The organism is Bacillus sp. P4_E1 (assembly GCF_056401715.1).
In genome coordinates, this window is sequence record NZ_JBFUIV010000006.1 from 93,735 (window position 1) to 115,130 (window position 21,396).

19 protein-coding genes and 1 other annotated feature are annotated in these 21,396 nt (G+C 37.7%); of the genes, 16 read left to right on the forward strand and 3 right to left on the reverse strand.

Features of this window, described 5'->3' with window-relative positions; genetic code table 11:
* Positions 1–19: 19 nt before the first annotated feature.
* The 3 genes from queA to yajC are packed head-to-tail and all read left to right on the forward strand — an operon-like array spanning position 20 to position 2,512.
* A complete protein-coding gene (queA, locus tag AC1DS7_RS10545; RefSeq protein ID WP_215588511.1) occupies positions 20–1,072 on the forward strand; it encodes a tRNA preQ1(34) S-adenosylmethionine ribosyltransferase-isomerase QueA in 1,053 nt (350 codons plus the stop codon).
* A gap of 12 nt (positions 1,073–1,084) precedes the next feature.
* Entirely contained in the window at positions 1,085–2,224 is a 1,140-nt protein-coding gene (tgt, locus tag AC1DS7_RS10550) for a tRNA guanosine(34) transglycosylase Tgt (protein WP_002015319.1), read from the forward strand.
* Between the two features lie 27 nt (positions 2,225–2,251).
* Positions 2,252–2,512 carry a preprotein translocase subunit YajC gene (gene yajC / locus AC1DS7_RS10555; protein WP_002015317.1) on the forward strand — a complete coding sequence of 87 codons (261 nt, stop codon included), beginning with the start codon at positions 2,252–2,254 and terminating at the stop codon, positions 2,510–2,512.
* A 37-nt stretch (positions 2,513–2,549) separates the two neighbouring features.
* On the opposite strand, the gene AC1DS7_RS10560 is transcribed toward yajC, so the two are convergent.
* Positions 2,550–2,933, reverse strand: a complete 384-nt coding sequence (locus AC1DS7_RS10560) for a TIGR04086 family membrane protein (RefSeq protein WP_002015315.1) — start codon at positions 2,931–2,933, stop codon at positions 2,550–2,552.
* Between the two features lie 103 nt (positions 2,934–3,036).
* Here AC1DS7_RS10560 and AC1DS7_RS10565 point away from each other — a divergent pair, with 103 nt between their 5' ends.
* Positions 3,037–3,693, forward strand: coding sequence for a DUF421 domain-containing protein (locus AC1DS7_RS10565; protein WP_002143230.1), 657 nt, complete (start codon positions 3,037–3,039; stop codon positions 3,691–3,693).
* Between the two features lie 29 nt (positions 3,694–3,722).
* Here AC1DS7_RS10565 and spoVB read toward each other — a convergent pair whose 3' ends face one another.
* Positions 3,723–5,282: a stage V sporulation protein B gene (gene spoVB / locus AC1DS7_RS10570; protein WP_476998968.1), complete on the reverse strand. Its 1,560-nt coding sequence runs from the start codon at positions 5,280–5,282 to the stop codon at positions 3,723–3,725.
* Between the two features lie 186 nt (positions 5,283–5,468).
* Between spoVB and AC1DS7_RS10575 the strand changes: the two genes are divergently transcribed.
* The 12 genes from AC1DS7_RS10575 (at position 5,469) to AC1DS7_RS10630 (ending at position 20,577) form a co-directional block, all read left to right on the forward strand.
* Positions 5,469–5,753: a post-transcriptional regulator gene (locus AC1DS7_RS10575; RefSeq protein WP_002143227.1), complete on the forward strand. Its 285-nt coding sequence runs from the start codon at positions 5,469–5,471 to the stop codon at positions 5,751–5,753.
* A gap of 282 nt (positions 5,754–6,035) precedes the next feature.
* Positions 6,036–8,303, forward strand: a complete 2,268-nt coding sequence (secDF, locus tag AC1DS7_RS10580) for a protein translocase subunit SecDF (protein WP_476998969.1) — start codon at positions 6,036–6,038, stop codon at positions 8,301–8,303.
* A 307-nt stretch (positions 8,304–8,610) separates the two neighbouring features.
* Positions 8,611–9,504: a cation diffusion facilitator family transporter gene (locus tag AC1DS7_RS10585; protein ID WP_088034188.1), complete on the forward strand. Its 894-nt coding sequence runs from the start codon at positions 8,611–8,613 to the stop codon at positions 9,502–9,504.
* Positions 9,505–9,605: 101 nt separating this feature from the next.
* Entirely contained in the window at positions 9,606–11,927 is a 2,322-nt protein-coding gene (recJ, locus tag AC1DS7_RS10590; protein ID WP_002129228.1) for a single-stranded-DNA-specific exonuclease RecJ, read from the forward strand.
* A 65-nt stretch (positions 11,928–11,992) separates the two neighbouring features.
* Positions 11,993–12,505, forward strand: coding sequence for an adenine phosphoribosyltransferase (locus AC1DS7_RS10595; protein ID WP_002015305.1), 513 nt, complete (start codon positions 11,993–11,995; stop codon positions 12,503–12,505).
* A gap of 211 nt (positions 12,506–12,716) precedes the next feature.
* Positions 12,717–14,900, forward strand: coding sequence for a GTP diphosphokinase (relA, locus tag AC1DS7_RS10600; protein WP_476998970.1), 2,184 nt, complete (start codon positions 12,717–12,719; stop codon positions 14,898–14,900).
* A gap of 17 nt (positions 14,901–14,917) precedes the next feature.
* A complete protein-coding gene (locus tag AC1DS7_RS10605) occupies positions 14,918–15,358 on the forward strand; it encodes a D-tyrosyl-tRNA(Tyr) deacylase (RefSeq protein WP_002015302.1) in 441 nt (146 codons plus the stop codon).
* A 116-nt stretch (positions 15,359–15,474) separates the two neighbouring features.
* Positions 15,475–15,807 carry a YrdB family protein gene (locus AC1DS7_RS10610; protein ID WP_215588509.1) on the forward strand — a complete coding sequence of 111 codons (333 nt, stop codon included), beginning with the start codon at positions 15,475–15,477 and terminating at the stop codon, positions 15,805–15,807.
* A gap of 82 nt (positions 15,808–15,889) precedes the next feature.
* A complete protein-coding gene (locus AC1DS7_RS10615) occupies positions 15,890–16,066 on the forward strand; it encodes a hypothetical protein (RefSeq protein WP_002015300.1) in 177 nt (58 codons plus the stop codon).
* 54 nt (positions 16,067–16,120) lie between these two features.
* Positions 16,121–16,351: a binding site (T-box leader), on the forward strand.
* A gap of 69 nt (positions 16,352–16,420) precedes the next feature.
* Complete coding sequence (gene hisS, locus AC1DS7_RS10620) at positions 16,421–17,692, forward strand: histidine--tRNA ligase (RefSeq protein WP_193662536.1); 1,272 nt, start codon at positions 16,421–16,423, stop codon at positions 17,690–17,692.
* A 12-nt stretch (positions 17,693–17,704) separates the two neighbouring features.
* Positions 17,705–19,480 (forward strand): aspartate--tRNA ligase, encoded by a 1,776-nt coding sequence (aspS, locus tag AC1DS7_RS10625; protein ID WP_002015297.1) that lies wholly within the window; start codon positions 17,705–17,707, stop codon positions 19,478–19,480.
* A 329-nt stretch (positions 19,481–19,809) separates the two neighbouring features.
* The gene (locus AC1DS7_RS10630) at positions 19,810–20,577 is read left to right on the forward strand and encodes a tRNA threonylcarbamoyladenosine dehydratase (protein WP_000903181.1); all 768 of its coding nucleotides are present in this window, start codon (positions 19,810–19,812) and stop codon (positions 20,575–20,577) included.
* Positions 20,578–20,733: 156 nt separating this feature from the next.
* Here AC1DS7_RS10630 and AC1DS7_RS10635 read toward each other — a convergent pair whose 3' ends face one another.
* Positions 20,734–21,375: an RsfA family transcriptional regulator gene (locus tag AC1DS7_RS10635; protein WP_002034101.1), complete on the reverse strand. Its 642-nt coding sequence runs from the start codon at positions 21,373–21,375 to the stop codon at positions 20,734–20,736.
* Positions 21,376–21,396 lie beyond the last annotated feature (21 nt).

Sequence of the window (21,396 nt, forward strand, 5' to 3'; positions counted from 1 at the left end):
GAAATAGGTGGATACAGTTATGGATATTAATCTGTTTGATTTTCATTTACCAGAAGAACTTATTGCACAAATCCCATTAGAAGATCGTGAAACATCAAGATTAATGGTGTTAGATCGTGAAACAGGCGATATTGAGCATAAACATTTTACAGACATTCTTTCTTACTTACATGAGGGGGATTGCTTAGTTTTAAATGAAACGAAAGTTATGCCTGCTCGTTTGCACGGTGTGAAAGAAGATACAGGCGCGCACATTGAAGTACTTCTTCTAAAACAAGAAGAAGGCGATAAGTGGGAAACGCTTATAAAGCCAGCGAAGCGTGTAAAAGAAGGAACTGTCATCTCTTTTGGTGAAGGAAAGTTAAAAGCAACTTGCGTTGGAACAGCAGATCAAGGTGGGCGTCAACTTGAGTTTTCATATGACGGCATCTTTTATGAAATTTTAGACGAGCTTGGAGAAATGCCACTTCCTCCATATATTAAAGAGACGCTAGAAGATCGCGATCGTTATCAAACGGTATATGCGAAGGAAATCGGTTCAGCAGCAGCACCGACGGCTGGCCTTCACTTTACAGAAGAGTTACTTGAGAAATTGAAGCAAAAAGGCGTCGGGTTAGCATTCATTACACTCCATGTAGGACTTGGAACTTTTAGACCAGTTTCTGCAGATACTATTGAAGAGCATCATATGCACGCAGAGTATTACCATATGTCTGAAGAGACTGCGGCGTTATTAAACCGCGTGAAAGAGAATGGCGGCCGTATTATTACTGTAGGTACGACATCAACTCGTACGTTAGAAACGATTGCGACAGATAATAGTGGTAAGCTTTGCGCAGCTTCTGGCTGGACAGATATTTTTATGTACCCAGGATATGAATTTAAAGCAATTGATGGTTTAATTACAAACTTCCATTTGCCGAAATCAACATTAATTATGCTTGTAAGTGCATTTTCAAATAGAGATAATGTACTTCATGCTTATAATGAAGCAGTAAAAGAAAAATATCGTTTCTTTAGTTTCGGTGATGCGATGTTCGTTGCATCTCACGCTAAAATGAGAAACAAATAAAAGGAGTAAATTATGACAGCAATTCGTTATGAATTTATTAAAACTTGTAAACAAACGGGTGCGCGTTTAGGTCGAGTGCACACGCCACACGGCTCATTTGATACACCGACATTTATGCCAGTTGGTACACTTGCAACAGTTAAAACAATGTCACCAGAAGAATTAAAAGCAATGGATTCTGGCATTATTTTAAGCAATACGTATCATTTATGGCTACGTCCAGGCCACGAAATTATTCGTGAAGCAGGTGGCTTGCATAAGTTTATGAACTGGGATCGTGCAATCTTAACGGATTCAGGTGGATTCCAAGTATTTAGCTTAAGTGATTTCCGACGTATTGAAGAGGAGGGCGTTCATTTCCGCAATCACTTAAATGGCGATAAATTATTCTTATCTCCAGAAAAAGCGATGGAAATCCAAAATGCATTAGGTTCAGATATCATGATGGCATTTGATGAGTGTCCACCGTTCCCAGCTACTTTTGAATACATGAAAAAGTCGGTAGAGCGTACAAGCCGTTGGGCAGAGCGTTGCCTAAAGGCGCATGAGCGTCCACAAGATCAAGGTTTATTCGGTATTGTACAGGGCGGGGAGTTTGAAGAGCTTCGTCGTCAAAGTGCGAAAGATCTTGTTTCAATGGACTTCCCTGGCTATGCTATCGGCGGTCTATCTGTTGGTGAACCGAAGGATATTATGAATCGTGTTCTTGAGTTTACAACACCACTTCTTCCTGATGATAAACCACGTTACTTAATGGGTGTAGGTTCTCCTGACTCGTTAATTGATGGTGCGATTCGCGGTGTTGATATGTTTGACTGTGTACTTCCGACTCGTATCGCTCGAAATGGTACATGTATGACAAGTGAAGGCCGCTTAGTTGTGAAAAACGCGAAATTCGCTAGAGACTTCGGGCCGCTTGATCCGAACTGTGATTGCTACACATGTAAAAACTATTCTCGTGCGTACATTCGTCACTTAATGAAATGTGATGAAACGTTCGGAATTCGTTTAACGTCTTATCACAACCTTCATTTTCTGTTAAACTTAATGGAGCAGGTGAGACAAGCTATTCGTGAAGACCGTCTTGGCGATTTCCGCGAAGAGTTCTTTGAACAGTATGGCTTTAATAAACCGAATGCTAAAAACTTCTAATACATAATTTAAAAGGAGGAACACAAGATGAATGCAGGTATGATGAATATCGTTATGATTGTTGCGATGTTTGCGATTTTCTATTTCTTATTAATTCGCCCGCAACAAAAGCGTCAAAAAGCAGTTGCTCAAATGCAAAATGAAATCAAAAAAGGTGATGCTATCGTAACAATCGGTGGTTTACACGCTACAATCGAATCAGTGGATGAAACAAAAATTGTTGTTAAATCTGGTGGTGCACACTTAACTTTCGATCGCAATGCGATTCGTGAAGTTGTGAAAAACTAATGATGAAGGCCCTGCATGAAATGTGCAGGGCCTTTTTTTAACTATTTTGTTTTGACATATTTACACCGAAAATACCTCCGAGTGTACTCGCACCCATTAATGCTAATTGGTAGAGTAACTGTGAGTTCGATAAAGTTTGAGAGAAGCCTAAATAGTTAACGAGAAAGACGAGAATAGCGAATGTAAGGCCTGTTGTGAAACCTACTAGCCATCCTTTTCCTTGTGCCTTTTTACCAGCAATAAATCCAGACATAAGCATAGATAGAAGGGCTATTATAAAAATAATAATTACTAATGTCCCTTCATTAATATTCGTAAATTTTAATAAAAGAGCCATGATCATACTTGTAATAGATGCGAGGATTAATAAGGTAATAATACCGAAGCCGATTGCGCTCGATAATTTTTTCGTTCCATCCATTATGCATTCCCCCTTTTTAATACAAGCATATTTTCATTTTGTTTAAGTTAGACTAGTTTCTTTTTTGTAGGGGAGCCTATAAGTAAAAAAAGGGGATGTAGAAATGGAATGGGTATCAATAATCGGACGAACAATGCTTTTGTATATAATCATTTTAATTATTTTTCGTCTTATGGGTAAACGTGAAATTGGAGAATTAAGTGTATTAGATTTAGTTGTATTCATTATGCTCGGTGAAATGGCTGTAGTGGCAATCGAAAATACAGATAAATCACTTTGGCATCAATTAGTTCCAATGACTTTTCTTATGTGTATACAAATCATTTTGTCGGTCATTTCTTTAAAGTTTCAGCGTTTTCGGCATTTAATAGAAGGGGAGCCTGCGATTCTTGTGAATGCAGGTAAAATTGATGAAAAAAAGATGCGGAAGCAGCGATATAACATAGATGATTTATTGATGCAGCTACGTGAGCAAGGAATCGGAGATGTGCGTGATGTAGAATACGCTATTTTAGAACCATCTGGAAAGTTATCTGTCTTTCAAAAACAAAAAAGTAAAAAGAGCAAAAATGATACACCAATTTTTACACTCCCACTAATTATTGATGGAGAAATTCAATACAATCATTTGCAAATGATCGAACATACAGATGGGTGGCTCGTTGAGAAACTGAATAACTTAGGTTATAAAGATGTGAAACGGATTTTATATTGTAGTTTTCAAAATGGACAGTTTTTCGTTGATTTGAAAGAAAATTAGAGGCTTACCATTTTGAATGGCAAGCCTGCTTACTTCAAAAATGAAAGTTTCCGAATGATAGGGAGACGACTTAATTCTTCTTTTCGAATGAGTTTGAAAACGAAGAGGAGAACGATATAAACGATTGTTGTTAAAGTGATTTCCCATAATGTTTGTATGCCAAGTGAATGAGAAAAAACGATATACTTATGAAGATAAAAACCGAAGGTACCAGCAATCCCGATAGCAATTCCGCCGAAAATATAGTCTTTTGCATAAATGGTAAATGCAATTTTCTTTAAAACAGTGGCGTAGTGAAGGAATGTTACGGTTACTATATTTGCTGCGATGGCGAGGGCAACCCCCATCATTTGGAACTCTGGGCGTGAAGCGAGTACAAAGATAACGATTAATTTTACGATAGCGCCAATAAATGTGTTCATCATAGCAGCGCGTGCTAAGTTTAAAGCTTGCAACACAGATGTAAGGGGGCTTTGAAAATAATGAAATAAAAAGCAAGGTGCAAGAAGCTGGATGAAAGCGGCCGCGTTGTCTGATCCGTACATGAGAGTTAAAACTGGAGAAGCAAATACATATAATATAACGACTGACCATCCGCCGGTTATTAAGGAAATTCGAAGTGCTTGTTGTAATCGGTGTTCTACTAATTTGTGTTGTCTCTTTGCCATTGCCTCGCTAATTGATGGGACGAGTGCTGTAGAAAGAGCATATGTAATAAAGGCTGGCAGTGATAGAAGTGGGAACGCATATCCGTTTAATATACCGTATTGCTGAGTTGCGACAGAAGCAGCAACGCCGGCGATCGCTAAGCTTTGCATAACGACGATAGGTTCAAAGAAATAAGAAACGGAACCAATTAAACGGCTTCCTGTAGTTGGTAAAGCAATGTCCATAAGGGAATAAAACGTATTTTTGCTCTCCTTTACAGTAGTGAAAAATCCAGAGCGTATAGATAAATGTTTTTCGCGTTGGAATAAAGTAAGTAAAAATAATAAAGATGCAACTTCACCTAGAACAGCTGATAGCATAGCACCGGCTGCAGCATATTCTACGCCGTAAGGTAAAAATAACCGAATGCATACAGCAATAATTGTAATGCGGACAACTTGTTCTATGACTTGAGCGTAAGCGCTCGGCTTCATGTTTTGTTTCCCTTGGAAATAACCACGTAAAACGGAAGAAACTGCAATAACAGGGACGACAGGTAAAATAGCCATTAATGGATAGTAAGTTCTTTCATCTGTTAATAATGTTTTTGCTAAAATAGGTGTGAGTAGCATAATCCCAATTGTTAAAATGATACTAATAATGGATGTAACGGCTAGCGAGACAGTTAATATTTTTTTAACCCTTTGCTTATCGTTCACTGCTTCCGCTTCTGCTACAAATTTTGCGATTGCAACAGGAAGGCCAATTTGTGTTAATGTAATTGCTAAAATGAAGGTGGGGACAGCCATCATATAAAGGCCAACGCCTTCTTCGCCTAAAATACGTGCCATTACAATGCGGTTAATAAATCCAAGGATTTTTGTAATAAAGCCAGCTGCCATTAAAATAAATGCACCTTTTAAAAAGCTTTGTCTCGTCATACTCTTCTCCTACCTTCTCAAAATCAATGGAATGATTTACAATAATTTATATGCACGTATGAGACAAGAATGACAAGCATTTAAGAGAGTGAAGTATGAATGGTACTCTTGAAAGAAGTTATTACTGTCCATTAGAGCGGGATTAAAAGCGACTTTTCGTGCTGAAATAAGAAGGAGATGTTATATATGTTGGATAATGAGGCTTTGGTAGAATCATACCGCGGACAGTTACAAGTCGTTTTAGAAAGTAAAGTAGAAGAGTTTCACATGTTTGGTTATGACCGAGTGACAGATAATGATATTTGGAAGTTTCTCAAGGTGAAAAAGTGGAAAAAGATAGACAGTGATGTTAGGTTGTATGCATTAGTAAATGATGTATTAAGAGTAAGTACTAATGAATATATGAATTATTTAACTGTTGAAGCATATCAAGCGCCACTTTGGTCGTTTGATGAATATGAAAATAAATAACCGACTGTAATTGGTTTGTTCTTCCTTTTGCAGTATAATGATAGGTATTGATAAAGAGGAATTAATTATGTCTAAGATTATATATAAAGGAGGTAGTGAAGAGGAAAAATAAATAATGAATAGTGTAGGTATTGTGAAAAGCTTACCGACACAGCTAGTGATGAACTAGCGGAAATACATGTATTTTATAGAAAGTAAGTCTACTAACTAGGCGTATGCACACGTGCGAAAATGAATCGTAAGAGATTTATTGAAAGTGTTAGTAGCAGAAAGAGGGTACATATGGCAAAGCGTGGTACAAGAATTGCCGCCTTTTTCCTCATCGTTTTATTAATTGGTGGAGTAATTGGTGCGGCAGGAAAAGACATAGCAAAAGGAATTAGTCTAGGACTAGACCTTCGCGGTGGTTTTGAAATTCTGTATGAAGTAAAACCAGCCAAAAAAGGTGATAAAATCGATCGTGATGCACTTGTAAGTACAGTAGGTGCTCTTGAAAATCGTGTCAATGTTCTTGGTGTAAGTGAGCCGAACATTCAAATCGAAGGGGAAGATCGAATTCGTGTACAGCTTGCTGGTGTACAAGATCAGCAAAAAGCACGTGAAATGTTATCAACACAAGCGAAACTAACATTCCGTGATGTGGATGATAACCTGCTTATGGACGGAACGGATTTAAAAGGCGGCGGAGCGAAGCAAACATTTGATGAGCAAGGCCGTGCGAGCGTAGGTCTTACACTAAAAAGCGCTGAAAAATTCCGTGAAGTAACTGAAAAGATTTCAAAAATGCCACCACCAACGAATTTAATGGTAATTTGGCTTGATTTTGAAGAAGGAAAAGATTCATATAAAGCAGAATCTGCAAAAACGAATAATCAGAAGTTTTTATCAGCAGCAACAGTAAGCCAAGTATTTAACCAAGCTGAAGTATCTATCGTAGGTGGAAACTTTACAGTTGAAAGTGCGAAAGAACTTTCATCTTTATTAAATGCAGGTGCACTTCCTGTTGATTTAAAAGAAATGTATTCAACATCTGTTGGAGCGAAATTTGGTCAACAAGCATTAGAGCAAACGATTTTCGCTAGTGCGATTGGTATTGCTATTATCTTCTTATTCATGCTTGTATTCTACCGTTTACCAGGACTTGTAGCGGTTATTATGTTAGGTTTATACATTTTCGTTACATTACTTGTCTTTAACTGGATGCATGCAGTTCTTACGTTACCGGGTATTGCGGCATTAGTGCTCGGGGTTGGTATCGCAGTTGATGCGAATATCATTACGTACGAGAGATTGAAGGAAGAGCTTAAAATTGGTAAGTCGATGATGTCAGCATTCCGTGCTGGTAACCATCGTTCATTATCGACAATTTTAGATGCGAACATTACAACAATTGCAGCAGCTGGTGTATTATTCGCTTACGGTAATAGCTCTGTAAAAGGATTCGCAACAAGTTTAATCGTAAGTATTTTAGTTGGTTTCATTACGAACGTATTCGGTACTCGTTTCTTACTAGGTTTACTTGTAAAGAGCCGTTACTTTGATAAGAAACTATCTTACTTTGGTGTTAAGGAAAAGGATATTATTCCATTAACAAAAGGTGCAGTACATCCACCGACGAGATTTGATCGTATTAATTTCGTAAATATCGGTCATAAATTTTTCTTATTCTCAATTGTAGTTGTAATTGCTGGGGCAATTATATTACCGATTTTCAAAATGAATCTTGGTATTGACTTTGCAAGTGGTACACGTATTGACTTGCAATCAAAACAAGCAACTACTGTTTCTAATATTCATAAAGATTTGAAAGAATTGAACATCGATGTGAAGGAAGAAGATATTGTACCGACCGGAGATGACAATAAAGGTTTCGCTGTTCGTACGTTAGGCGTTTTATCGAAAGATGAAATTGCGAAAACAAAAACATTCTTTAACGATAAATACGGTACAGAGCCAAACGTAAGTACAGTTTCGCCGACAATCGGTAAAGAGATTGCACGAAATGCATTCATCGCGGTTCTGATAGCTTCATTGGTTATCATCTTATACGTAAGTATTCGTTTCCGCTTCACATATGCATTATCTGCGGTAATCGCATTATTACATGATGCATTCGTTATGATTGTTATGTTTAGTCTTTTCCAGATAGAGGTAGACTTAACGTTTATCGCTGCGATATTAACGATTATTGGTTACTCTATCAATGACTCAATCGTTACGTTTGATAGAAACCGTGAGTTATACAAACAGAAAAAACGAGTTCGCGACATAAAAGACCTAGAAGAAATCGTAAACTCAAGTATTCGTCAAACAATTGGTCGTTCAATTAATACAGTGTTAACAGTGTTATTCCCAGTAATCACACTACTTATTTTCGGTAGTGAATCACTGCGTAACTTCTCACTTGCATTATTAATTGGATTAGTTGTAGGTACGTACTCTTCTATTTTCGTTGCTTCTCAAATTTGGTTAATGCTTGAAAACCGTCGTTTGAAAAAGGGAAAAAACAAGAAAAAGGTTGAGAAAGAAGAACCTGAACCGCAAGTATAAAAAAGATGATGTCTCATTATGAGGCATCTCTTTTTTCGTTTGTGGATACAATAAGATAGCAACTTTTGAAAGAATGAAATGGAATAAAGTGGTGATGTTATTGCTGATTTTGTTAAAATAAAGTGAAACTTTAATAAGTGGGGGTTTTGTTCATCCCCACTTATTATTAGCCCTCACCAATCGGGCTTTTACGGGCAGTTGATCTCCCACCTAACTTCCTTGTATTTGCCGGATTTTGAGGTGGGGGGCTTACTGCCCGCAAATAGCGGGATAAAAAGATAGGTTAAGAAAAGAAGGGATTTCAATTATGGAAAAAGATGAACGTTTTAAACAGGCCGAGTTTGGTGCTATTGTCGGAATCGTTGGTAATATTATATTAGCGATTGTAAAAGCGGTAATTGGTTATATTGGAAACAGTAAGGCACTTTTAGCGGATGCAGTGCATTCTGGATCAGATGTAATTGGCTCGTTAGCTGTACTTTTTGGATTACGAGCGGCAAAGCAACCGCCTGATGAAGATCATCCGTATGGTCATGGTAAAGCGGAATCGATTTCAGCGATTATTGTTGCGGTATTATTATTTATTGTTGGAATAGAGATAGCGATTTCGTCTATAAAAGCTTTTTCACAAGATTTGGAACCACCAAAAGGAATTACGATTTTTGCAGTTATTCTTTCGATTGTAGTGAAAGAAGGGATGTTTCAGTATAAATATCGATTAGGGAAGAGGATAAATAGTGCTGCAATTATTGCAAATGCATATGAACATCGTTCGGATGTGTTTTCTTCAATTGCAGCTTTAATCGGCATTTGTGCAGCTATTATCGGCGGTAAGTTAGGTATAGATTGGCTTGTATATGCCGATCCAATTGCGGGATTATTTGTTTCAATTCTCGTTGCTAAGATGGCGTGGAGTATTGGAGCAGAAGCTATTCATGCAACGCTCGATCATGTTCTGCATGAAGAAGATGTTTTTCCGCTTAGGGAGGCAGTTTTTCAAGTGGAAGGTGTGAAAAAAATTGGCTCTTTATATGCAAGAGAACATGGCCACTATGTTATTGTCGATATTAAAGTATCTGTAGATCCATATATCACTGTAGAAGAAGGTCACCGCATCGGAAAACATGTAAAAGAAAAACTTATGAAACAAGATAACGTACAAAACGTTTTTGTACATATTAATCCGTATTCCCCAAATTAAACATAACGGATATTTAATTATATAGATATCGAATCGTAGTTTGCATTATATTGTCACCCCTTAATCTGTCTTGTATAATGGATAGGTTAAGGGGTGATTTCGTGTTACAACCGAAGACGCGTTGGAAAGAAAAAGAATATAATGAGGAACTAGTGAGTGAATTAGCAAATAAATTGCAACTATCACCTCTTGTGACTTCATTATTTCTTGGCAGAGGCTTAAATACAGAAGATAAGATTGTAGACTTTTTAAATACAGCAGATCAAGAATTTCATGATCCATTTTTACTTGAAGGAATGGATCGGACTGTAGAACGTGTGAAAAAAGCTATTGAAAATGGAGAACAAATATTAATATTTGGCGATTACGATGCGGACGGAGTAAGTAGTACGACTGTGTTATATCTTGCTCTCAAAGAATTAGGTGCAGAAGTAGAATTTTATATTCCAAATCGTTTTACTGAAGGCTATGGGCCAAATGAAGAAGCGTTTCGTTGGGCGCACAGTGCAGGGTTCTCACTAATTATTACTGTCGATACTGGTATCGCAGCGGTACATGAAGCGAAGGTAGCGAAGGAACTTGGAATAGATCTTATTATTACAGATCATCATGAGCCACCACCAGAATTACCAGAGGCACTTGCGATTATTCACCCGAAATTAGAAGGCGGTGTTTATCCGTTTCATTATTTAGCGGGTGTTGGTGTTGCATTTAAAGTTGCACATGCACTTTTGGGTCGTGTGCCAGAGCATTTGTTGGAAATTGCAGTAATCGGTACGGTAGCCGATTTAGTATCGCTTCACGGTGAAAATAGATTATTAGTACAGCGTGGACTGAAGCATATGCGAATGACTCGAAATATCGGTTTAAAGGCGTTATTTAAAGTCGCTAACGTTTCGCAAAGCGAAATTACAGAAGAAAGCATCGGGTTCGCACTCGCACCTCGTATTAATGCAGTTGGTCGTTTGGAAGATGCAACACCTGCTGTACATCTTTTATTATCAGAAGATCCAGAGGAAGCGAAAGAGCTAGCTGAAGAAATTGATGAGCTGAACAAACTTCGAAAAGATATTGTAAAGCAAATTACTGAAGAAGCTATCGCTGAAGTCGAAAATAATTTCCCGCCAGAAGAAAATAAAGTGTTAGTCCTTGCAAAAGAAGGTTGGAATCCAGGGGTAATTGGAATTGTCGCTTCTAAGTTAGTTGAACGTTTTTATCGTCCGACGATTGTATTAAGCATTGATCCTCATAAAGAAACAGCAAAGGGATCGGCTCGTAGTATTGCAGGATTTGATTTGTTTGCAAACCTTTCAGATTGCCGTGAATTGTTACCGCATTTCGGAGGTCATCCGATGGCAGCGGGAATGACACTTAATATGAATGATGTGGATGAATTAAGACGCAGGTTAAATGAGCAAGCAGATGTAATTTTAACAGCAGAAGATTTTATTCCGATTACAGCAGTGGATGCATTTTGTAAAGTAGAAGATGTAACGCTTGCCGCGATTGAGGATATGCAAAAGTTAGCGCCATTTGGCGTAGGAAATCCGAAACCGCGTATTGCGGTGAAAGATGCCGACTTAGAAAGTATCCGTGCAATTGGATCTGATGGTTCGCATTTAAAAATGGCTCTTCGTGATGGACAAGCAACACTGGACACGATTGGATTTGGATTTGGTACTTATGCGAAAGAAATCTCTCCAGTTGCGAAGGTTTCTGTAGTAGGAGAAGTGTCCATTAATGAATGGAATAACTTTAAAAAGCCGCAATTAATGGTGCAAGATATTGCTGTAGAGGCATGGCAATTATTTGACTGGCGTAGTATGCGTAATGTAGAAGCAAATTTAGCAGAACTTCCGAAAGAAAAAATAACAATGGTGTATTTTTCTGAAGAGGTATTGAATAAATTTTCTTTAGAAGGCTATAAAGAGCATATCGTGCATGCATCAGAGGTAGCTCATTTTGATGATCAATACATTGTGCTACTTGATTTGCCGAAAGGAGCAGATGAATTAGGTGATGTATTTAAGGCTGGATTCCCAGCTCGAATTTACACGCTATTTTATCAAGAGAATAATCATTTATTTAGTACGGTCCCAACGAGGGAGCATTTTAAATGGTACTATTCTTTCTTAAGCCAAAAAACACCATTTTCTTTAAGGCAATATGGGGAACAACTGTGTCGTCATAAAGGTTGGTCAAAAGATACAGTAAATTTCATGACACAGGTGTTTTTTGAGTTAGAATTTGTTACAATAAAAGACGGTGTCATTTTTATGGCAGATAAAAAACAAAAGCGTGATTTAATTGAATCGAACACATATCGTGAGAAAATGAACCACTTACAATTAGAGAAAGAATTGGTTTATAGCACATATCAGCAACTATATACATGGTTTGAAACGATTCGTGATCATAAATAAGTAGAACAGTTAGGGTAAAGGATTTGTATTTACAAACCTTTTATATCTGAGGAGGATTCAGAAATATGGATTTCAAGCAACATATCGCAATTGTACCAGATTATCCGAAAGAAGGTATTGTGTTTAAAGACATTACACCTTTAATGAACGACGGAAAAGCATATAAAGCAGCAACAGATGCAATCGTTGAGTATGCAAATAAAAGAGACATTGATGTTGTAGTAGGACCAGAAGCGCGTGGTTTTATTATTGGTTGCCCAGTTTCTTATGCATTAGAAGTAGGTTTCGCACCAGTTCGTAAATTAGGAAAATTACCACGTGAAGTAATTACAGTTGACTACGGTAAAGAATATGGAACGGATGTTTTAACAATCCATAAAGATGCAATTAAGCCCGGCCAACGTGTATTAATTACAGATGACTTATTAGCTACAGGTGGAACAATCGAAGCGACAATTAAACTAGTTGAAGAACTTGGTGGAGTTGTAGCAGGAATTGCATTTTTAGTAGAGCTTACTTACTTAGATGGTCGTAAAATGTTAGATGGTTACGATGTATTAGTATTAGAAAAATACTAATCATTATATAGGTGAAACTACGGTGATAAAAAAGTACCCGTGAATCTCTTGGAGAGGAGCGGGTACTTTTGTATAATTGCACAAAAAAACATGGTGAAATGTCAGTAAAATCTTTTCCTTTTCACAATTCACAATCATTGGGTTATAATGATAGAATATAATTTATTCTATTCAATAAAGATAAAGTCAATTTTCAATAAAAGGTGATTCGATGGCAAATGAGCAAGTACTAACAGCTGAACAGGTACTCGAGAAAGCAAGTCAATATTTAGCGGATGGAGATATTGAGCTAGTGGCACATGCCTATGAATATGCGCGTGATGCACATAGCGAACAATATAGAAAATCGGGTGAACCATATATTATTCACCCAATTCAAGTTGCAGGTATTTTAGTTGATTTACACATGGATCCGGCTACAGTATCGGCAGGTTTCTTACATGATGTAGTGGAAGATACAGAAATTACATTAGAAGACATTGAACGGGAATTTAATAAAGAAATCGCTATGCTTGTCGATGGTGTTACAAAGCTTGGAAAGATTAAATACAAATCCCATGAGCAGCAACAAGCAGAAAACCATCGCAAAATGTTTATCGCAATGGCTCAAGATATTCGAGTTATTTTAATTAAACTAGCTGATCGTCTTCATAACATGCGTACATTGAAACATTTGCCTCAAGAGAAGCAGCGTCGCATTGCAAATGAAACGTTAGAAATCTTTGCACCTTTAGCACATAGACTCGGAATTAGTACTATTAAATGGGAGTTAGAGGATACGTCACTTCGCTATTTAAACCCGCAGCAATATTATCGTATTGTGAATTTAATGAAGCGTAAACGTGCAGAGCGTGAAGAATATTTAGATGAAGTAATGACTGGCATTCGCGAGAAATTAAAAGAGGTTTCAATTCAACCTGAGATTTCTGGAAGACCAAAACATATTTACAGTATTTATCGTAAAATGGCATTGCAAAATAAACAATTCAATGAAATTTACGATTTACTAGCTGTACGTGTCGTTGTGAATAGTATTAAAGATTGCTATGCGGTGCTTGGAATTATTCATACGTGCTGGAAACCAATGCCAGGTCGTTTTAAAGATTATATTGCAATGCCGAAAGCAAATTTATATCAATCTCTTCATACGACTGTAATTGGACCAAAAGGTGATCCGCTAGAAGTGCAAATTCGTACGAAAGAAATGCATGAGATTGCAGAATTCGGAATCGCGGCACATTGGGCGTATAAAGAAGGTAAAGCAGCAGAAACAACGGGTACATTAGAGAAGAAACTAACTTGGTTCCGTCAAATATTAGAATGGCAAAATGAAGCTTCTAATGCAGAAGAATTTATGGAGTCATTAAAAATTGATTTATTCTCTGACATGGTATTCGTCTTTACACCAAAAGGCGATGTAATGGAATTACCACTTGGTTCTGTTCCAATTGATTTTTCGTATCGTGTCCATTCGGAAATTGGAAACAAGACAATTGGTGCAAAAGTAAATGGGAAAATGGTGACGCTTGATTATAAGTTGAAAACTGGTGACATCATTGAAATTTTAACATCGAAACATTCGTATGGTCCAAGTCAAGATTGGGTAAAGCTTGCTCAAACATCTCATGCGAAAAATAAAATACGTCAATTCTTTAAGAAACAACGTAGAGATGAAAATATTGAAAAAGGCCGTGAACTTGTTGAAAAAGAAGTGCGTGGCTTAGAGTATGAGATGAAAGAAGTATTAGCGCTTGATAATTTAAAACGTGTCGCTGAGAAGTTTAACTTTGCAAATGAAGAAGATATGTTTGCAGCAGTTGGATATAACGGAATTACAGCAGCGCAAATTGTTACGCGACTAACGGACAAGTTCCGTAAACAACGTGAAGAAGAAGACATCGTTGAAGTTAAAGAAGTTCGTAAACCGATGAAAATTCGAAAATGGGATTCTGGTGTAAAGGTAAGTGGTGCAGATAATTTGTTAATTCGTTTATCAAAATGCTGTAACCCAGTTCCAGGTGATGATATCGTTGGGTATATTACGAAAGGTCGAGGCGTATCAATTCACCGTTGCGATTGCGTCAATGTGCATACAGAAGAAGCGGTGGAGCGTTTACTAGAAGTAGATTGGGAAGGTAGTCCTGAAAAAGAAATTGAGTACAATGTTGATATTGAAATTTCAGGCTATGATCGTCGTGGTTTATTGAATGAAGTATTACAAGCTGTTACAGAAACGAAGACGTATATCTCAGCTGTTTCTGGTAGAAGTGATCGTAATAAGATGGCAACGATTAACATGTCGATTTCTATTCGAAACTTACAACACTTGAAAAAAGTAGTAGAGCGCATTAAACGTGTTCCAGAAATTTATGCCGTACGACGCATGATGCATTAATAGGGAGTGTAGAAAAGATGAGAGTTGTTTTACAACGATCAAAGGAAGCGTCTGTCACAGTAGATGGCGAGATTGTAGGACAAATTCCATTCGGTTTAACATTACTAGTTGGCATTACGCATGAAGATACAGAAAAAGATGCAACTTATATCGCAGAAAAAATTGCAAACCTACGTATTTTTGAAGATGAGAGCGGAAAGATGAACCATTCTGTACTTGATATGAAGGGACAAGTTCTATCTATTTCGCAATTTACATTATACGGAGATTGCCGTAAAGGAAGACGTCCAAACTTTATGGATGCTGCGAAACCTGATTATGCAGAACATTTATATGATTTCTTTAATGAAGAAGTTCGTAAACAAGGACTGCATGTGGAGACAGGACAGTTCGGAGCAATGATGGACGTTTCTTTAATCAATGATGGTCCGGTGACCTTAATTGTAGAAAGTAAATAGTGTTGCCGGGGAAGAGAGGATTATAGGTCCTCTCTTTTTTCATACATTGTGGTATGTTTTGTTTAGTTACAATAGGATTTAATTTGAAGGGGAATAAAAGGAAAAGAAGGTGTAGCATGCTTCAAGAATTCAATATAGCTTTACGTTTTATGCTGGAGTTATGCATTCTTGGGATTGTTGGATACTGGGGGTTCCGAATAGGAGAAATACCTGTTGTAAAAATTACACTGGCTACTAGTCTTCCGATTGTTGTTGCTGTCATATGGGGGTTATTTGGAGCTCCATACGCAGAGTGGGAAGTGCGTGGTATATTGCATGTATTGTTAGAAATTATCGTGTTTGGAGTAGGTGTTGCAGCGTTGTATCATTTGAAGCACCCTTTACTTGCGAGTGGATTGGCTACCGTTATTATTGTTAATCGTATTCTTATGTTTATTTGGAATCAATAACTGTTTCGGCTATGTATAACTATCTCATCAATATGGAACAATAAAAAGTAAAACAACCATATTGAATGTGAGGGATATACGTATGCGTATGAATGAAAAAGGGCATTCTGTTACAAATGGTGCAAATCAACTGTTTAACGTAAATTTACATGATTTTATTTCAAAAGAACAAAACAATACTTCAATGGAGCTTGCTTCTGAGTTTGGAATTTCACTACAAGATGTAAAGCGCCTAAAGAAGCAAATTGAGCGCTCTTAGAGCACTTGACAATCCTACTCAACAAACGTATAGTAATTTTATATTTACATATGAATATAGCCGTTGATAGAGGAGAGTAAATGAGATACACATGGAAAGAGAAGAAATGTCCTAGGCTGAAAACATTTCTACATGATGACTGATTGAATGACACTCTGTAGGTTTCAACTTGAAAGGCTTATACGCTTAGTAGAGATGAACGCAAATTTAAGCGTTATTAAAAAAGTGGAAGCATACGTGCTTCAATTAGGGTGGCACCACGGGTATAATACTCTCGTCCCTACTGTTCAAACAGTAGAGGCGGGAGTTTTTTTATTTTTATTAAGATTAAAACAATTTGAGGAGGAACTGAATATGTCTATTCAAATCCCACGCGGAACGCAAGATATTCTTCCAGGTAGTGTTGAGTTATGGCAGTATATCGAAGGGCAAGCGCGCGACATTTGCCGTCGTTACAATTATAAAGAAATTCGTACACCAATTTTTGAGCACACAGAGCTATTTTTACGTGGTGTTGGTGATACGACAGATATCGTACAAAAAGAAATGTATTCATTCCAAGACCGTGGAGAGCGTAGTTTAACATTACGTCCAGAAGGTACTGCACCTGTTGTACGTTCTTACGTTGAAAACAAAATGTTCGGTGATGCAACACAACCAACAAAATTATACTATATCGGCCAAATGTTCCGTTATGAAAGACCACAAGCAGGTCGCTATCGTCAATTCGTACAATTCGGTATTGAAGCAATTGGTAGTAACGATCCAGCAATTGATGCAGAAGTAATTGCACTTGCTGTAGAGTTTTACCGCGGTATGGGCTTGAAAAATATTAAAGTTGTATTAAATAGCTTAGGTGATGCAGCGAGTCGTCAAGCACACCGTGATGCTTTAATTGCTCACTTTGAGCCGCGCATCGGAGAATTCTGTTCTGATTGCCAATCTCGCTTAGAAAAAAACCCTCTTCGTATTTTAGACTGTAAGAAGGACCGTAATCATGAATTAATGAGCACGGCACCATCTATTACAGAATACTTAAACGAAGATTCAGCAGTATACTACGACAAAGTACAAGAACTACTAACGACGATGGATGTTCCATTTGAGAAAGATCCGAATTTAGTACGTGGTTTAGACTACTACCAACACACTGTTTTTGAAATTATGAGTGAGGCAGAAGGTTTCGGTGCTATCACAACATTAAGTGGCGGTGGCCGTTATAACGGACTTGTACAAGAAATCGGTGGACCGGAAATGCCAGGTATCGGTTTTGCGATGAGTATTGAGCGTTTAATTATGGCGCTGAAGGCTGAAAATATTGAGTTACCAATTGAACATAGTATTGATTGTTACGTTGTAGCACTTGGTGAAAAAGCGAAAGACCGTGCTGCAAAAGTTGCGTTCGATCTTCGTAAAGCTGGATTATCAGTTGAAAAAGATTATTTAGATCGCAAAATGAAAGCACAATTTAAATCTGCAGATCGTTTAAATGCGAAATACGTAGCTGTATTAGGGGAAGATGAGCTAGATAAAGGCATCATTAACTTAAAAGATATGGCAACAGGCGGACAAGAAGAAGTAGCGTTAGATGTATTTGCTTCATATGTAGCAGAGAAATTAATATAGGGGGAACTTAAAGTGGCTGAAAGAACACATGCATGCGGAAAAGTAACAGTAGAAGCGGTTGGACAAACAGTTCAATTAAAAGGTTGGGTACAAAAACGCCGTGATTTAGGCGGATTAATCTTTATCGACTTACGTGACCGTACAGGTATCGTACAAGTTGTATTTAATCCAGAAACATCAAAAGAAGCGTTAGAAGTAGCAGAAACGATTCGTAGCGAATACGTATTGCACGTAGAAGGTACAGTTGTTGAACGTGGTGAAGGCGCAATTAATGATAATATGGCAACTGGTCGTATTGAAGTACAAGCATCGAAAGTAAATGTATTAAACGCAGCGAAAACAACGCCAATCATTATTGCTGATGATACAGATGCATCAGAAGATGTGCGTTTAAAATATCGTTACTTAGACTTACGTCGTCCTGCAATGTTCAACACATTCAAAATGCGTCATGACGTAACGAAAACAATTCGTAACTTCTTAGATACAGAAGAGTTCTTAGAAGTTGAAACACCAATTTTAACGAAGAGCACGCCAGAAGGAGCTCGCGACTATTTAGTACCAAGCCGTGTGCATGATGGTGAATTTTATGCATTACCTCAATCTCCGCAGCTATTTAAACAGCTTCTTATGGTCGGTGGATTTGAGCGTTACTATCAAGTAGCACGTTGTTTCCGTGACGAAGATTTACGTGCGGACCGTCAACCGGAATTCACGCAAATTGATATCGAGGCATCATTCTTAACACAAGATGAAATTTTAGAAATGATGGAGCGTATGATGACGAAAGTCATGAAGGATGCAAAAGGTGTAGAAGTTAGTGCACCATTCCCTCGTATGAAATATGCTGATGCAATGGCTCGCTTTGGTTCTGATAAGCCGGATACACGCTTTGAAATGGAACTAAAAGACCTATCTGAATTTGCAGTAGGTTGTGGATTTAAAGTATTTACAAGTGCTGTAGAAAACGGCGGACAAGTAAAAGCGATTAACGCAAAAGGTGCAGCGAGCAAATACTCTCGTAAAGACATCGATGCATTAACTGAATTCGCCAAAGTATACGGTGCAAAAGGTCTAGCTTGGCTTAAAGTTGAAGAAGACGGCTTAAAAGGACCGATTGCGAAATTCTTCGGTGAAGAAGAGGCAAACGTGTTAATGAGTACATTAGAAGCGGATGCTGGTGACTTATTACTATTCGTAGCAGATAAGAAAAGTGTTGTTGCAGATAGCTTAGGTGCACTTCGTTTACGTCTAGGTAAAGAACTTGAGTTAATTGACGAAAGTAAATTTAACTTCCTATGGGTAACTGATTGGCCACTTCTTGAGTACGATGAAGATGCAGATCGTTACTTCGCAGCTCACCACCCATTCACAATGCCATTCCGTGAAGACGTTGAGTTATTAGAAACAGCACCAGAAAAAGCACGTGCACAAGCATATGACCTTGTATTAAACGGTTATGAGCTTGGTGGTGGATCACTTCGTATTTACGAGCGTGACGTACAAGAAAAAATGTTCAAAGCACTTGGATTCTCACAAGAAGAAGCACAAGAACAATTCGGATTCTTATTAGAAGCATTCGAATACGGTACACCACCACACGGCGGAATCGCATTAGGTTTAGACCGTCTTGTTATGTTACTTGCAGGTCGTACGAACCTTCGTGATACAATTGCATTCCCGAAAACAGCAAGCGCAAGCTGCTTATTAACAGAAGCGCCAAGCCCAGTTGCAGAAGCTCAGCTTGAAGAGCTAAGCTTAAAATTGAGCTTGAAAGAAGAGAAGTAAGAATAGAGTCTAGATGGTTATACTATAGCCGTCTAGGCTTTTTTTGAGGGGAAGTTTAAAAAGTCCGGTTCAGATAACTGTCGCATCCCATCGTTACGTATGCTAGTCCGGTGCTCGATGTGCTCCTCCTAGCATACGTGCCTCAATCTGCTAGGTTCTCTAAATCCTCCTTTTTAAACGTATACGTAAGAAAAAGGTCCGGTTTTACATTATGTTTTCCTTGTTTGAAATACGTATTTTTAGGAATTATATAACTTTTTCTATACAAATAGTCGGAAAAACGCTAGAATACATGGTAGACCATTTTTGTAATAGGAGTGTAGAGCTGAATGTTACATCAATTTTCACGTAATGAATTAGCCTTTGGAAAAGAAGGCCTTGAAATATTAAAAAATAGTACAGTCGGTATTTTAGGTATTGGCGGCGTAGGATCATTTTCGGCAGAAGCGTTAGCACGTTCTGGCGTAGGACGTCTCGTATTAGTTGACAAAGATGTTGTAGATATTACAAACGTAAACCGTCAAATTCACGCGTTAGTATCTACTGTAGGACGTTCAAAAGTAGAATTAATGAAAGAGCGTATTGCAGATATTAATCCAGAGTGTGAAGTAATTGGACTAGAGATGTTTTATACAGATGAAACATATGAAGAGTTCTTTAAACACGGTTTAGATTTCGTAGTAGATGCATCTGATACGATTACGTTCAAAATTCATTTAATTAAACAATGTTTACGTCGTAAAATCAAAATTATCTCATGTATGGGTGCGGCAAATAAAATGGACCCAACTCGTTTCCGTATTGCGGACATTTCTAAAACACATACAGATCCAATTGCGAAAGTAATTCGTACGAAGCTTCGTAAAGATGGTATTAAAAAAGGTGTAAAAGTTGTCTTCTCTGACGAAAACCCAATCGTAATTCGTGAAGAAGTACGTAAAGAAATCGTACCAGACGAAAATGCAAAAATTCGTAAAGCGAAATTACCACCTTCTTCAAATGCGTTCGTACCATCTGTGGCTGGTTTAATTATGGCAAGTCACGTTGTACGTGAGCGTATTAAAAACGTAGAAGTCAAGCGTGTAGGGCAAGAATAAAAAGGAAGCATATATCGTTTAGGATATATGCTTTTTGTATGTTTTAAAGAAATATCGATGTCGAATCGTTAATATAATTTCATTTACTGTGGTGCTTTTTCACTAAGGGAAAATAAACAGGGATGTCACTTAGTTGAAAAAGTGGCATCCCTGTTTTTAGTTTTCTGCAGAATATATAATATCTAAATTTCCATTTTGATCGGTTTTGAAAATCGGAGCAATTTGCTCTTCTTGTTCTTCGACCGAAACAAGTTTTCGAGCACGATCCATAATTCTAACAAGCATTGCATAATCTTCTTCGATTGCTTGTTGTTTTTTTGTGAGAACAGCTAATTTTGCTTCAAGTTCATTATTCATTTTTTGCAGGGAAGTGAGCTGATCTTGTAATACGTCATTTTCAGTTTGTAACTTTGCAAGTGATGGGTTATTGTGCTCCAAGTTTTGCAAAAATGAGATGACATTTTGCATTGTAAGATCTTGTTTATTTGGGACAATATCTTCTGAAAACTCGGCATCGATTACGAGCTGCCGAGTTTGTGTGAACTGCTCTTTTTCTATTTTAGCTTCCGAACGCTTTAATTCTTTACGTTGTTTTTTTGCGATTTGCACCGCATCTTCATAATATGGTCTTACTTCAGCATTCCATCTAAAGCCACAAGCTGCTGAAGTTCGGTTTAATGTATCACCAACTTCATCGAATGCTTTTATTTGTGTACTTCCGCTGCGAATATGTCGTAAAACAGTTTCTGCTAAAAGGAGATCGTCTTCTTTTGTCCATGCATCTTGACGTGTTTTCATAAGCGAACCCTCCGTAATGGT